The organism is Streptomyces sp. QH1-20 (assembly GCF_041283565.1).
GTDB classification, from domain to species: Bacteria; Actinomycetota; Actinomycetes; order Streptomycetales; family Streptomycetaceae; genus Streptomyces; species Streptomyces syringius.
In genome coordinates this window covers 7,690,586-7,705,651 of sequence record NZ_CP166299.1, presented here as the reverse complement: position 1 = coordinate 7,705,651, position 15,066 = coordinate 7,690,586, and the positions used below count along the sequence as shown (strand labels likewise).

General features: G+C 72.9%; 7 protein-coding genes. 2 read left to right on the top strand and 5 right to left on the bottom strand.

Annotation, left to right across the window (positions count from 1 at the left end; all coding sequences use genetic code 11):
• Positions 1–117 precede the first annotated feature (117 nt).
• From pabB to AB8O64_RS33895, 3 genes are all read right to left on the bottom strand, one after another.
• Positions 118–2,214, bottom strand: a complete 2,097-nt coding sequence (gene pabB, locus AB8O64_RS33905) for an aminodeoxychorismate synthase component I (RefSeq protein WP_370423497.1) — start codon at positions 2,212–2,214, stop codon at positions 118–120.
• Between the two features lie 34 nt (positions 2,215–2,248).
• Entirely contained in the window at positions 2,249–8,038 is a 5,790-nt protein-coding gene (locus tag AB8O64_RS33900; protein WP_370423496.1) for a type I polyketide synthase, read from the bottom strand.
• Between the two features lie 112 nt (positions 8,039–8,150).
• Positions 8,151–9,170 (bottom strand): 4-aminobenzoate N-oxygenase, encoded by a 1,020-nt coding sequence (locus tag AB8O64_RS33895; RefSeq protein WP_370423495.1) that lies wholly within the window; start codon positions 9,168–9,170, stop codon positions 8,151–8,153.
• A 347-nt stretch (positions 9,171–9,517) separates the two neighbouring features.
• Here AB8O64_RS33895 and AB8O64_RS33890 point away from each other — a divergent pair, with 347 nt between their 5' ends.
• The gene (locus AB8O64_RS33890) at positions 9,518–11,035 is read left to right on the top strand and encodes an AMP-binding protein (protein WP_370423494.1); all 1,518 of its coding nucleotides are present in this window, start codon (positions 9,518–9,520) and stop codon (positions 11,033–11,035) included.
• A 69-nt stretch (positions 11,036–11,104) separates the two neighbouring features.
• On the opposite strand, the gene AB8O64_RS33885 is transcribed toward AB8O64_RS33890, so the two are convergent.
• Together AB8O64_RS33885 and AB8O64_RS33880 are read right to left on the bottom strand one after the other, a co-directional pair.
• Positions 11,105–11,899: a BTAD domain-containing putative transcriptional regulator gene (locus AB8O64_RS33885; protein ID WP_356450696.1), complete on the bottom strand. Its 795-nt coding sequence runs from the start codon at positions 11,897–11,899 to the stop codon at positions 11,105–11,107.
• 462 nt (positions 11,900–12,361) lie between these two features.
• A complete protein-coding gene (locus AB8O64_RS33880) occupies positions 12,362–13,255 on the bottom strand; it encodes a polysaccharide deacetylase family protein (RefSeq protein WP_370423493.1) in 894 nt (297 codons plus the stop codon).
• Positions 13,256–13,401: 146 nt separating this feature from the next.
• Between AB8O64_RS33880 and AB8O64_RS33875 the strand changes: the two genes are divergently transcribed.
• Entirely contained in the window at positions 13,402–15,060 is a 1,659-nt protein-coding gene (locus AB8O64_RS33875; RefSeq protein ID WP_370423492.1) for a carboxylesterase/lipase family protein, read from the top strand.
• Positions 15,061–15,066: the final 6 nt, after the last annotated feature.

Sequence of the window (15,066 nt, the reverse complement as noted above, 5' to 3'; positions counted from 1 at the left end):
CGATCCTTCCCTCGGCTTACGGGCGCGCTGCCGCCCCGCATGCTGTTCAGAGAAACGTGACGCGGTCTGGTGGCCCACGTGGTGCGTGAGCGCGTGATTCATGAGGGGGACGGCCGGTTACGGGGCATCGGCCCGCCCGCTCGCGGCGTCCAGCAGTCCGTGCGCCCGCACCAGTGCCTGTCCCTTGAGGAGCACTTCGTCGAACTCCTCGTGCGGGTCCGAGTCGAGGACGATGGCGCCGCCGGCACCGATCACCGTGCCGGTGCCGGTGGTCACCGCGGTGCGGATCACGATGTTGAGGTCCGCGCCGCCGCTGAGCCCGAAGTAGCCGATGGTGCCCGAGTAGATGCCCCGGCCCTCCTGCTCCAGCCGGTCGATGATGGCCATCGTCCGGACCTTCGGGGCGCCCGTCATCGACCCGCCGGGGAAGCACGCCCGGACGCAGGCGACCGGGTCCACGTCGTGCCGGAGGCGGCCGCGGATCGTGGTGACCAGCTGATGCACCGTCGCGTAGGACTCGGTCACCATGTAGGCGGGGACCTCGACCGAGCCCACCTCGCACACCCGGCCCAGGTCGTTGCGCAACAGGTCGACGATCATGAGGTTCTCGGCCCTGGTCTTGGCCGATGCCGTCAGCGACCGGCGGAGCGCCTCGTCACTGGCCGGGTCCTCGCCCCGGGGCGCCGTCCCCTTGATCGGTTTGCTCTCCGCGACCCCGTCCCGGTCGATCCGCAGGAACCGTTCCGGGGAGGAGCACACGACGCTGACGTCACCGTGGCGCAGGAAGGCGCCGTAGGGAGCCGGGTTGAGGCGGCGCAGCAGGAGATGGTAGCCGAGCGGGTCCGGCAGGGCGGGCAGCCGGATCCGGTTGGTCAGACATATCTCGTAGCTCTCCCCGCTGTTCAGCTCGTCGAGACAGTCCCCGATGTCCTTGACGTACTCGGCGCGGGCACGGGCGAGCTCTCCCCCCTCCGACGGTGCCGTGGCAGCGGCGTCGGGCGTGCCGGCCGGTGCGGAAACCGGCAGGGAGCGTGCGCGCAGTGCCGTCTCCTCCACCCAGGCGCGGGCACGGTCCAGGGCATCGGCCCCAATCGCGCTCACGGCCACGACATAGGTCTTCTCTTCGAGGTGGTCCACCGCGATCAGCCGGTCGGCGAAGGTCCACACGGCGTCCGGTGTCTCGGCCGTGTGGACGTTCGGGCTGCCGCACTCGGCCTTGAGCTCGTAGCCGAAGTAGCCGACGTAGCCGCCGTTGAGGTCGAAGGGGAGGTCCGGCGTGCTGAGCCGGCGGGCCCGGAGCCTCTGTTGAAGCACGTCGAAGATGGTGCCCGGCTCGGTCCGCTCCCCGGTGGAGTCGCGGACCACCACCGCGTTCTCCCCCGTCCGGTAGGTAAGGGTCTCGGCGAGGGGGCCGCAGTCGTCACCGAGGAAGGAGAACCGGGCCCCGCCGGTGCCCGGCGCGCTGCTGTCGAGCCAGAAGGCGTTCGTGCTCGTGGAGTACAGGGCGGTGAACAGCGCCGCGGTGTCCACGGCCCGGTCGATGACCTCGACGACCGGCCGGAGTTCCGGATCGGTGGCGGGTGCGTGGTCCCGCGACAGGGGATGGTGCTTCTGCTGTGACGGCGCGGGGGCGTAGTCGCCTCCGACGAGCTCCGCGAAGTTGCGGAGCAGTTGGGCGCCCCACTCGCTCGCGATGGACTCGGGGTGGAACTGCACCCCCCAGCGGGGCAGGGTGCGGTGCCGCAGCGCCATGACGGTGCCGTCCTCCGCCCAGGCGGTGGCCTGGAGGTCCTCCGGCAGCGGCTCGGTGACCCGCAGCGAGTGGTAGCGCACCGCGACGAAGTTCTGGGGCAGGCCCTCGAACAGGTCCCGGCCGCCGTGCCGGACCTTCGCCAGGTGACCGTGGCGGGGCGTGCCCTGCGCCACCTGCGCGCCGTGGTGATGGGCGATCGCCTGGTGGCCCAGGCACACCCCGAGGACCGGCACGTCCTTCCAGCGGTCCAGCACCTCCTGGCAGAAGCCGAGGTCGGCCGGGTGCTGGGGGCGGCCCGGGCCGGGCGAGATCACGACGCAGTCGAACATGGCCGGGTCGAGTTCCGGCCAGGACGGGTCGTCGTTGAGGACGACCGTCGGTTCCTTGCCGTACACCTCGGCGAGGAGCTGGAAGAGGTTGTAGGTGTAGGAGTCGTAGTTGTCGATCAACAGCACACGCATCGAGCGCCTCCCTGTCGGGTGCGGGCGGGGTCGGCTACTCGCCGAGCTGGTCGTCGATGAAGTCGAAGACTTCCTCCAGGGAGGCCGCCGAGCGGAGTTGCTCGATGGCCTCCTCGCCCCTGCTCTGCTCCGGGCCGGGGTCCGGAGCGACCGCGTCCGCCGCGGCTCCGCCCTCGGCGGCCCGCGCCGACGGCGCGTCCGGCAGGAGCAGCGTGCGCAGATACCCGCGGAGCGCGTCGGGGGTGGGGTGGTCGAAGACCAGCGTGGCCGGCAGGCGCAGCCCCGTGGCGCCGTTGAGCCGGTTGCGCAGTTGCAGGGCGCGCAGGGAGTCGAATCCGATCTCGACGAACGCGCGCCGCTCGCCGACGGTCCGCGGGTCGTCGTATCCGAGGACGGCCGCGACGTGGCCGCGGACCAGCGTCAGCAACTGGGCGTCCTGTTCGGCCTCCGGAAGGCGGGCGAGCCGGGCGGCCAGGTCGTCGCCGCCGGCGGGCTCCTCCGCTGCGCGGACGGTGGCGCGCCGGACCGGGGTGCGGGCGAGTCCGCGCAGCAGGGGCGGGATGTTCTCGGTGTCGCCGCCGCCGAGGGCCGCGGTGTCCAGGTGCAGGGGGAAGACGACGGGGGCGTCGGTGGCGCGGGCGAGGTCGAAGAGGGCGAGGCCCTGGTCGTCGGAGAGCGGCCGGACACCGGACCGGGCGATCCGCCGCAGGTCCGTCTCGCCCAGTCCTCCCGTCAGCCCCGACTTGGCTCCCCACAGTCCCCAGCCCATCGACACGCCCGGTGCGCCCGTGCCGCGGCGGTGCTCCACCAGCGCGTCGACGAACGCGTTCGCCGCCGCGTAACCGCCTTGTCCGGCGTTGCCCAGCACACTGGACACCGACGAGAAGACGAAGAGCGGCACCTCGGATCCGGCCGTGAGCTCGTGCAGGTGCCAGGCCGCGTCCACCTTCGGGCGCAGCACACGGTCGACGCGCTCGGGTGTCAGCGATCCCAGCACACCGTCGTCCAGGACGCCGGCCATGTGCACCACGGCCGTCAGCGGGTGCTCCGCCGGGATCGACGCCAACGCGCCTTCCAGTACCGCGCGGTCCGCCGCGTCTCCCGTGACGATCCGCAGCTCGGCGCCTTCGGCCCGCAGCTCGTCCACGAAGGCGGCCACTCCCTCGCCGGAGGCCCCCGAGCGGGAGACGGCCACGACGTGCCGGACGCCGTGCGAGACCACCACGTGCCGGACCAGCATGCGGCCCAGCACCCCGAGGCCGCCGGTCACCAGCACCGTCCCGTCGGCGCGCCAGAGCGGAGCGCCCTGGGCGGCCGCCGTCGGGACCCGCGCCAGATGGGGGGTCAGGAAGGAGCCGTCGCGCACCGCGATCCGCGCCTCGCCGCTGTCGATGGCCAGGGGGAGGGCGGGCAGGGACGCCTCGAGGGCGTCGAGGTCCACCAGGGTGATGCGGTCGGGGTTCTCGGACTGCGCCGAGGCCACCAGCCCCCAGACCGCGGCGAGGGCGGGGTCGGGCACGGAACCGGGCGTGGGTGCGACCGCGCCGCGCGTGAGCACCACGAGGCGGGAGCCCGCCAGCCGCTCGTCGGCCAGCCAGTCCTGCACGGCGGCCAGTACCCGGTGGACGGCCCGGTGGGCCGCGGTGGCCAGGTCGGTGTCGCCGGCCGCCGCGGGCTGTGCGAGGAGGACGACGTCGGGCGCGCAACCGTCGGCGTCGAGGCTCGCCCGCAGGGCCGCGAGCGTGGTGTGCCGCTCGTACCGGATGCCCCGCGGGGCGAGGGCGCGCTCCGCGTCGGCGGCTTCGGTGTCGATCCAGGCCCAGCGCGCCGTGTCGGTGGTGCGGGGTTCGGGCCGCGTCGCCGGCCGCCACTCCAGGCGGAGCAGCGAGGTGCCGGCGGAGGCCGCGGCCCGGTGCAGAGCCTCGACGGTCACCGGGCGCATCCCGAGGGTCGCGACGGACAGCACCGGGCGTCCGGTGGGGTCCGTGGCGGTGAGGGACAGCGCGTCGGGTCCGGTGAAGCGGATCCGGGCCCGCAGCCGGTCGGCGCCGGTGGCGTGCAGGGCGACGCCGCTCCAGGAGAACGGCAGCCGGGTCACGGCGTCGTCCGGGGCCACGGCGGGCAGTCCGACGAACGCGGCGGCGTGCAGCGCGGCGTCGAACAGGGCGGGGTGCAGTCCGTAGGGGGTGGAGTCGCCGCCGCTCTCCGGGAGCTCGACCTCCACGTAGATGTCCTCGTCGAGACGCCAGCAGCGCTTGAGTCCCTGGAAGGCGCCACCGTAGTGCAGTCCGGTCTTGGCCAGTTGGCGGTAGCAGTCGTCGAGTTCGACTTCCTCGGCGCCGGTGGGCGGCCAGGATTGCGGGAGGTCGCCGGTGGGGTGGTCACCGCGCGCCAGGGTGCCGTCGGCGTGCCGGGTCCACGGCTCGTCGGCGGGGGCGTCGCTCGCCCGGGAGTGCAGGGTGACGCTGCGCCGTCCGGACTCGTCCGGTCCGCCGAGCATCAGCTGGACCCGGACCGTGTCCTGTTCCGGCAGGATCAGCGGAGCCTGGAGGACCAGCTCCTCGAGCACCTCGCAGCCCGTCAGTCCGCCGGCGTGCAGCGCCATTTCCACGAGTGCCGTGCCGGGCACGACGAGGACGTCGGCGACGCCGTGGTCGGCGAGCCAGGGGTGGGACCGCGCGGACAGGCTTCCGGTGAACAGCATCCCGCCGGTTCCGTCCGCCAGCGGGACGGCGGCGCCCAGCAGGGGGTGGTCGACGCCGTCCAGGCCGGCCGCGGCCATGTCCGCCTGCGGCGGGGCCGCGTCCTCCAGCCAGTAGCGGCGCCGTTGGAAGGCGTAGGTCGGCAGGTCCACCGGGCGGGGGGCGGTGTGGTCGAACGCCGGTGACCAGTCGACGGTGATCCCGTGGACGTGGGCCTCGCCGACCGCGGTCAGCAGCCGTGCCATGCCGCCCTCGTTGCGCCGCAGCGATTCGAGGGTCAGGACGCCGTCGGCGTCCACGTCGTCGGCGGTCTCCTGGATGCCGACGGTGAGCACGGGGTGCGGGCTCATCTCGGCGAAGCCGGTGTGGCCGTCGGCGAGCAGCCGGCGGACGGTGCGGTCGAACTGGACGGTCTCGCGGAGGTTGGTCACCCAGTACTCGGCGCCCAGGACCGTGGTGTCGATGGGCTCGCCGGACACCGTCGAGTAGAACGGCACGCTCGCCTGCCGCGGCCGGATTCCGGCGAGCTCCGCCAGCAGGGTTTCGCGGATCTCCTCGACCTGCGCCGAGTGCGAGGCGTAGTCCACCGGTATCCGCCGGGTGCGCACACCGTCGGCGGTGAACGCCGCCATGGCCTCCTCCAGCGCCACGGGGTCGCCGGAGATGACGACGGACCGCGGTCCGTTGACCGCCGCGACCGACACGGCGCCGCCCCACGGCTCGATGCTGCGGAGCACCTGGTCGACGGGGGCGGCGACCGAGACCATGCCGCCCCGCCCCGACAGCACCCGGATGGCGCGGCTGCGCACGGCCACGATGCGGGCCGCGTCGTCCAGGGAGAGCGCTCCGGCGACGTGGGCGGCCGCCATCTCGCCCTGCGAGTGCCCGATGACCGCGGAGGGCTCCACCCCGAAGGACCGCCACAGCGCGGCGAGGGAGACCATCACGGCGAACAGCGCCGGTTGGACGACGTCGACGCGGTCCAGGGACGGGGCGCCGGACTTGCCCTGCAGGGCCTTCGTCAGTGACCAGTCGGTGTGCGGGGCGAGGCTGTCGGCGCAGGCTTCGATCGACTCCCGGAACACCCGTGAGGTGCACATGAGTTCGGCCGCCATGCCCGGCCACTGGGACCCCTGCCCCGGGAACACGAAGGCGAGGCGGTCACGGGTCGTGGCGGAGCCCGACGCCACGTGGTGGTCGGCGTCGCCGGGCTCGCCGTCGGCGAGGCCGGCCAGGCGCGCCATGGCCTCGGCCCGGTCCCCGGCGACCACGACGGCCCGGTCCGGCAGCGCCGCCCGCGTGGTCGCCAAGGAGTACGCGACGTCGGCGTCGGATGTCTCGGGGTGCGCCTCCAGGAACTCGTGGATCCGCCGGGCCTGGGCCCGCAGGCCCGCCGCTCCGCGCCCCGAGACCAGCCACGGCAGGGGACGGACGTCGCCGTCCTCGTCGGCCGTGGGGAGGGACTCGGGCGACGGTTCGGCCTCCGGCTCCGCCTGCTCCAGGATGAAGTGGGAGTTCGTCCCGCCCACCCCGAACGAGGAGACGCCCGCCCGGCGCGGCCGGTCGGTCTCCGGCCAGGGCCTGGCCTCGGTCAGCAGCCGCACCGCGCCGGAGGACCAGTCCACCATGGGGGTCGGCTCGCTGATGTGCAGGCTGCGCGGCAGCGTCCCGTGCCGGAGCGCCATCACCATCTTGATGACACCCGAGACGCCGGCCGCGGCCTGGGTGTGGCCGATGTTGGACTTCAGCGATCCCAGCCACAGCGGCCGGTCCGCCGGCCGGTCCCGGCCGTAGGTGGCCAGCAGTGCCTGGGCCTCGATGGGGTCGCCCAGCCGGGTGCCGGCGCCGTGGGCGTCCACGACGTCCACGTCCGCCGTGGACAGGCCCGCGTTGGCGAGCGCCTGACGGATCACCTGCTGCTGGGCCGGGCCGTTCGGTGCCGTCAGACCGTTCGACGCGCCGTCCTGGTTGACCGCCGATCCGCGCAGCACGGCGAGCACGCGGTGACCGTTGCGCCGCGCGTCGGACAGCCGCTCCAGCGCGAGCACGCCCACGCCCTCCGACCAGCTGCTGCCGGCGGCGTCCGCCGAGAACGACCGGGCCCGTCCGTCCGGTGCCAGACCGCGCTGTCGGCTGAACTCGACATAGCCCCAGGGCGTGGACATCACGGTGGCGCCGCCGGCCAGGGCGAGCGTGCACTCGCCCTTGCGCAGCGACTCGGCCGCGAGGTGGATCGCCACGAGGGAGGACGAACAGGCGGTGTCGACGGTGACCGCGGGGCCTTCGAAGCCGAAGGTGTAGGCGAGGCGGCCCGAGGCCACGCTGGGCATGCTGCCCACGACGCGGTAGCCCTCGGCGCTCGGCGGTACCTGCCGGATCCGGGCTCCGTACTCGCTGTACATGAGGCCGACGAACACACCGGTCCGGCTGCCGCGCAGCGTGGTCGGGTCGAGCCGGGCCCCTTCGATCGCCTCCCACGCGGTCTCCAGCAGCAGCCGGTGCTGGGGGTCGATCGTCACCGCCTCGCCCGGGCTGATCGCGAAGAAGTCCGCGTCGAAGTCGGCCGCGTCGTAGAGGAAACCGGCGTGCCGGGTGACCGTCGTGCCCAGGTGGTCGGGGTCCGGGTGGTACTCGACGTCCCAGCCCCGGTCCTCGGGGAACTCGGAGATCGCGTCCGTCTCGGAGCGCACGAGCTCCCACAGGTCGTCCGGTGAGCGCACCCCGCCGGGCAGCCGGCAGCCCATGCCGACGATCGCGATCGGCTCGTCCACGGCCGCACCGCCCGGACCGGTGGCGGGTTCGGGGGCGGCACCCCCGCCGGCCAGCAGGCCGCTGATGTGCCCGGCGAGCGCGTGCGGGGTCGGGTAGTCGAAGACGACGGTGGCGGGGAGCGTGATGCCCGTCTCCTCGCACAGCCGCTCCCGCAGCGCCGCGGCGGCGCGTCCACGGATCCCCTGCTCACCGAAGGCCCGGTGGGCGTCGAGCGACCCCGGGCCGGTGCCGTTCGCGGCGGTGGAGACGTGGGTGCGGATCAGGTCCATCAGCAGACGGTGTCGCTCCGCCTCGCCGGCGGTCGCCAGCCGCTGGTGAAGCGGCCGGTCGCCTCCCTTGTGCAGCTCCATCATCGCTTCCTTCCTGACAGGGTGAGGCGGCCGTGTACGTGTGCTGCTGCGCGGCGCGAAGCCGGTTCTCCACCGCCGTGCCGTGGGGAACCGGGGGCCGGGGGCGTGGGTGTCAACGCGGCGTTACCGCCCCGGGCGACCACTCGGGGCGCTCCGGGAAGTCGAAGTCGACCTCGTCGGCCAGCTCCAGTTGTTCGACCATCCGCCGGGCGCCGGAGAAGTCGCGGACGAGGCGCTTTCCGCCGGTCGTCGCCCGCAGGTCCGCCACGATCTCGTCCGCGCCGCGAATCCCCGCGGCGGTGAGTTCCAGCCGCAGTGTGGCGAGGTCCTGCTCGGCGAACGCCTCCAGGGCCAGCGGCAGACACCGGACGAGGGTGCGGCGCTGCTCGGCGTTCATCCGGGCGTACAGCTCCCGGACGACCTCGATGACGATCGAGCCGTGCGCCGTCTCGTCCCGCAGGTGCAAGGTGGTGATCAAGGAGTGCATGGGCTGGATCGTGACGTCCCGGGCGAGCAGGGCCAGCAGGGCGTTGATGCAGGTCTCGGCCACCGCGCCCCAGACCAGGACGGCGATGTCCCGCTCCCACTTCTCCGGCATCTCCGCCAGGGTGCGGCGCAGCCGTCGGTAGGTGACGAGTTCGAGCTGGGCCGGCCGTTCGCGCACCCGGCGCAGTTCCCGGGTGCGGTCGATGGCGAGCATGTGCATGTAGGTGTGGAAGCTTTCGTCCACGAGGGACTGCTGCATGCTCTTGCGTATCAGGGGGGCGTCGCTTCCGGGGAACACCCCGTGCATGACGACGTCGAAGGCGGGCTCGGCGACGAGTTGCTCGGTGGCGATGACGCGCTCGTTGTAGCCGATCCACAGGCCCGTCAGCACCCGCTGCCGCTGTTGCGGTTCGGCGGCGAGGAAGAGGGGGTGCTCGGCGAACGGCACGATCTCCAGTGGGTAGTCCGGCACCAGCGGGTCGTAGGGAGCCGGCTCCTCCAGGACCTCCGCCTTGTTCGTCACCGCCGCCCGTCGCGGCCAGGCGCGCACCAGCCCGCGCAGGGTGGCGCTGCCGATGCTGTCCTCCTCGGCCCATCCTCGGGCGGCCCAGGTGGTCACCGAGCCCGGCTCCTCGTCTCGCATCATCTCTCCCGACCTCGTCGCCCGTGAACCACCGCGGGCCCCATGGGGAACCAGCCGCCCCCGGTACGTCCGGGGCCCGTCCGGTCAGTGGTGCGTGAGTGGCCGGACGGGTGGCTGGATGGGTGGGCACCCCGCAGTGCCGTCGCATCGTCGCCGACCGCTCTTGATGGTTTCTTGAACACAACTTGGCTGCGGCAGATCGAGGCTTTCTGGATGAGGACCGGGAGTGCCAATATGGGCGACCGACGCGATGACGCGGCCTCGGACGACCGGAGCGTCCGCCGCGCAGGGGGCGCACCTCGCCCCGTCGACTCGCCCTCTCTCCCGGTACTTCCGTCGGAGGACACCTGATGTTCGTTCCGCTCACCCTGGCCGACTTCCTCGACCGCGCCGAGGCGACCGCCGCCGACCGCACCTCTCTGGTCGACGAGCCGCACCAGCCGGCCGCCGTGCTGCCCACCGCCACGTACGGCGAGACGTCGCGGCGCGTGCGGGCCTGGCAGGCCGGCCTGGACGCCCTGGGGATCGGCGAGGGCGAGCGGGTCGCCGTCGTCACCGCCAACTCGGCCCGGCTGCTGGAGTTGCTCTACGCGGTCCCGGCGAGCGGCCGGATCTGCGTGCCGGTGAACTACCGGCTCACCCCCGAGGAGATCTCCTACATCCTGCGCCAGTGCGACGCCTCGGTCGTGTTCGTCGATCCCGACGTCGAGGCGGTGCTGGGCTCGGTCGACGTGCCGAAGCGGTTCGTCCTCGGGGAGCAGACCGAAACGGAGGTCATGCGGTTCGACGTCGCCCCCCGCCCCTGGTCACGACCGGACGAGAACGCGGTCGCGACCATCAACTACACCTCGGGCACCTCCGCCCGCCCCAAGGGCGTCGCGCTGACCCACCGCAGCATCTGGCTCAACGCGATGACCTTCGGCGTCCACGCCCGGATATGGGAGGGGGACGTCTATCTCCACACCCTTCCCACCTTCCACTGCAACGGCTGGGGCGTGCCCTTCCTCCTCGCCGGGCTGGGCGCGAAGCAGGTGCTGCTGCGCCGGATCGACGGGGCGGAGATCCTGCGCCGGGTCGAGGAGCACGGGGTGACCCTCGCGTTCGGCGCTCCCGCCGTGTGGGACTCGGTGATCCAGGCGGCACGGGACTGGCCCGGGGAGATCCCCGGGCGCGGGCGGATGCGCGTGGTCTGCGCGGGCGCCCCCGTCAGCGAGCGGCTGGTCTCCCAGGTGGAGAACGAACTGGGCTGGGAGTTCCTCCAGGTCTACGGCCTGACCGAGACGACGCTGCTCACCTTCAACCGGCGTCTGCCGGACGCCCCCGGCTCCGGGGGGCTGACGAGGGCGGGCGCGCCCGCCCTCGGTGTGCGGCTGCGGACCGGGGAGCGGGGCGAGGTGCTGGCCCGCTCGAACATGGTGCTGGACAGCTACTGGCGGGACGAGCAGGCCGACGCGGCCGCGGTGGAGGACGGCTGGTTCCGCACCGGCGATGTGGGGTCCTTCGACGGCGAGGGGCACCTGGTGCTGTCCGACCGGGTGAAGGACGTCATCGTCACGGGCGGGGAGAGCGTGTCCTCGGTGGAAGTGGAGGACTGTCTCCTGGGCCATCCCGCGGTCGCCGAGGTGGCCGTCATCGGGGTGCCGGACGAGCGGTGGGGCGAGACCGTCAAGGCGCTGGTCGTGCCCGCCGCCGGAGTCCGTGCCACCGAGGAGGAGATCATCTCCTACTGCAAACAGCGGCTGGCCCGGTACAAGGCGCCCACCTCGGTGGACTTCCGCGAGACCCTGCCCCGCACCAGCAACGGCAAGGTCCAGAAGGGCCGGCTCAGGGAGCCCTACTGGGCCGGCCACGACCGGCGGATCCACTGAGGGCGCATCCGGTGCCCGCGGGCCGGACGACCGGCGACGCGACGGGGCGGCGGTTCCCGACGGGCGCCGTCAGCGTTGCAGACAGGCCTGCCCGACGGACTCGTCACGCAGGATCCGGGCGAACAACGCCCTGAGCTCCCGGCCGGGGTCCACTCCCAGTTCCTGGGCCACGGTCCTGCGGATGCGGTTGTACACCGCCACCGCCTCCGCCTGCCGGTCCACCTCGCACAGGGCGACCATCAGCAGCCACCCCAACCGTTCGCGGGTGGGAAACTTCGCGCTGAGTGCGGCCAGCTCGGCGACGGCGGTGACGTAGTCCTGCCCCCAGGCCAACTCGGCTTCCCACAGGGCCTCCAGCGTCGCGAGGCGCAGTTCCTCCAAACGCGCCGCCTCGCACACGGCGGGCTCGTAGTCACCGAGGTCGGCGTAGGGCGCACCGCGCCACAGGTCCAGGGACGCCCTGAGGATCCGGCTCGCCTCCGGGTAGCGGCCCTCGCGCAGAAGCTGCCGTCCTTCGCGCAGCAGGCACTCGAAGCGGCGGGCGTCCACCCGCTCCGCCTCGACGGCGAGCAGATACCCCTGCGGCTCCCGCCGCAGGATCCGGTTCCGCCCCCAGGGCGGGCAGCCCGGCTCCAGTTGACGGCGGAGGTGGGAGACATAGCTGTGGAGACTGGCGACCGCGTTGCCCGGGGGGCCCGCCGGCCATATGGCCTCGGTGAGCCGATCCGTTCCCACCACCTGCCCGGGAGCCAGCAACAGCGCCGACAGCACGGCGCGTTGCCGGGCCGGTCCCAGCGGGAGGGGGCCCTCGGTCGACGAAACCGACAGCGGTCCGAGAATGTTGAAGGATAAGTCGGCCGGCAAATTCACAACGGTTTTCACAAGGGTCACGTACTCTCCTGAAACACTGGTTGTCAATGGCCATGGGTTTGTCCCCGCGCTGAACGGCCCCTTGGCCGCGAGGACGCGAACGGTCGCGGCCGCGTCAGGCACCAGGAGGGCGATCACGGGCCGCTGCCCGCGATATCCATGCATGGCATATGAGCCATTTGTAGATCATGGCGGGATGCTTGCACACCACTTTCTATCCGTCCAGCGCCCCACAGTGGACTAGCAAAAATCCCAGCGCCGGCACCACTCGCTATAGGCCATGCCGCCCGCATGACGGGTGATCACGATGTTTAGATTCTGGATTCCGGCATTGACCTCGGCATTTCCCGCGAGTGGATAATGCCGTGGGCCCGTCCGCGACCGGGAACGGTCTCCTGAGGGGTGCGCGCATCTCGGCCATTCACACGGACGAAGAGAGCGCCCCGACCCGCCCGGTCAGACGTAGTCCTCCAGCCGGGCCAGCGCCATGCCCTGCTCGGTGACCTCGCGCAGGACCAGCCGGAGCATGTCCGTCATGGTCCCGCCCCACTGCCGGGGTCCGTTGAAGTGGGTCAGGATGATGTCTCCGGGGTGCAGCTTGGCGTCCCCCCTGCGGTACTCCAGCCGGTTCGGAAACGCCTCCTCGCTCCACAGGGGAGCGACGCGGACCCCGCATTCGCGGGCGATCTCCAGCGTGTCACGGTCGAATTCGCCGAACGGCGGTCGGAAGAGGGCCGGGCGGGTGCCGAACTCGCTCTGGACGACGTCCTGCTGTCCGCAGATCTCCGCGTACTGCTCCTCGGGATCCAGCCGGGTCAGCAGCGGGTGGGTGAGCGTGTGGTTGTGGATGGCGTGCCCGCGCGCGTGCAGATCACGGAAGTAGGCGTAGTCGCCACGGATGGCGGAGTCGGTGACAAAGGCACTGAACGGCACCCCGAGTTCGCTCGCCATCGACGCGAACTGCGGGTCCTTCTCCGTACCGTCGTCGATCGTCAGGAAGACGACCTTGTCGGTGGTGGGCACCCGGGTGATCGCGGGGATCAGGCCCGGCCCCCGGAACATCCCGCTCGGGGTCTGAAGTACCGGCTTGACCGCGGGCCGGGGCGGCGCGGCGAGCGGTGGCCGGTCCAGCCCCCACTTCGCCGCGGCGACGATCCGCTGTTGGGGGGTCAGCAGCCCGCCGGCGTTGGCCGCCAGTCCCCCGGGCCCGCCGTCCTCGGATGCGAGGGTACGCAGGTCGATCGTGGAGCAGATGGCTCCCGCCACTATCAGAAGCAGCACGGTGACCAGCCGCGAGGGGCGGCGGCGTGGCGTCCCCTGGTGCGCGGGCGAGGGTGATATGCGGTCCATATTTTCGGATCCTGACACCACACCAGTGCCCCTGCCTCCCAGGGCACCCATCAGGACGACACCCCAGGTTGCGCGAGCCCACCGGGGCCGCGGAAGGCCACATGACCCGCGTTTCCCTTCTCCGAACGAAGTGGTATGACCCAGGCATGTCCGCCCAAGGAACCCGAAAGCCCGCCGGAACAGCACTCCTCGTCCCGTTCCTCGCCGGGCTCCTCGGGCTGGTGGGACTCGTCGGACTGGTGGGCCCCGGCCACGCCGCCCCGTCGGCGGCCCGCACCGGGGCCGGCGACCCCGCCGTCGTGACCACCACGAACGGTCCGGTGCGCGGCACGGTCACCGTCCGGGGCCGGTCGTTCCTCGGCATTCCCTTCGCGGCCCCGCCGGTCGGGCGGCTGCGGTGGCGGCCTCCGGCCCCGCCCGCGCCCTGGGCGGAGGTACGGGACGCGACCCGCTACACCGAGGGCTGCGCCCGACGGCCCCGAGCGCTGCTGGGCGACGCCGGCACGACGAACGAGGACTGCCTCCATCTGCAGGTGTTCACCCCGCCCGCGGGCGGTACGGGCAAGCCGGTCCTGGTGTGGTTCCACGGGGGTTCGTTCATCTCCGGATCGGCGGCGTCCTACGAGGCCGCCGAGCTCGCGCGGGCCGGGGACATGGTCGTGGTCACCGCGAACTACCGGCTGGGCCCCTTCGGCTACCTCGCGCACACCGCGCTGACCGCCGAGTCCCCGGCGGCCGGCTCGGGGAACTACGGGCTCCTGGACCAGGGGGCGGCGCTGCGCTGGGCCGGGGAGAACGCCGCCGCGTTCGGCGGCGACCGGGCGAGGGTCACGGTGGCGGGCCAGTCCGCCGGGGGCTTGAGCGTGTGCGCCCATCTGGTGTCCCCACCCTCACGCGGGCTGTTCGCGCGGGCCGTCGTCCAGAGCGCCCCGTGCGCGCTGCGCATCCGTGACGCCACGGCCGCCGAGTCCGCCGGGCGGACCTTCGCGGCGGGGGCCGGCTGCCCGGGAGCGGCCGCATCGGTTCCGGCGTGCCTGCGCGGGAAGTCCGTCACCGACATCCTCGCCGCTCCGGACGCGGGCAGTCCCACCGCGTGGTCCCCGGTCTCCGGCACCCCGGTGCTTCCCACCGCGCCGGCCGATGCCATCGCGGCGGGTGACCACGCCGGGGTGCCGGTGCTGATCGGTGACACCCTCGACGAGGGCACGATCACCTCGGCGGTCCTGGAGTCGGAGGGCACCGAGCTGAACGCCGTCTCCTACCCCGTTCTGCTCGCCGCCCTCTTCGGTGTCGACGCCGTCCGTGTCGCCGCGCGCTATCCGGCCCCGGCGTACGGCGGTGACCACCGGCTCGCCTTCGCGGCGGTCTTCCGCGACGCCGTCTTCGCGTGCCCGACCCGGACGACCGCCCGCTGGTTCGCCGCCGCGACACCGGGGCGTACGTATGCCTACGAGTTCGCCGACCGCACCGCCCCCAACCTCTACACGCTGAACCCGGACTTCCCGCTGGGGGCCTACCACGGTGCCGAGGTTCCCTACCTCTTCACCTACCGCCGGGGCGGTGTGGAGCTCGACCCGGCCCAGCGCCGTCTCTCCCGGGCGATGACGTCGTACTGGAGCCGTTTCGCCGCCACCGGCGACCCGGGCGGCGGGGCGGCACCGCCCTGGCCGGCCACCACCGCCACCTCCTACCTGCCGCTTTCGCTCGCCCCCGACGCCATCACGCCGCGCCGTGACTTCGCCTTGGCCCACCAGTGCGACTTCTGGGACGGGCTCCCCCGGCCCGCCGCCCGCCCGGTGCCGTGACCGGGC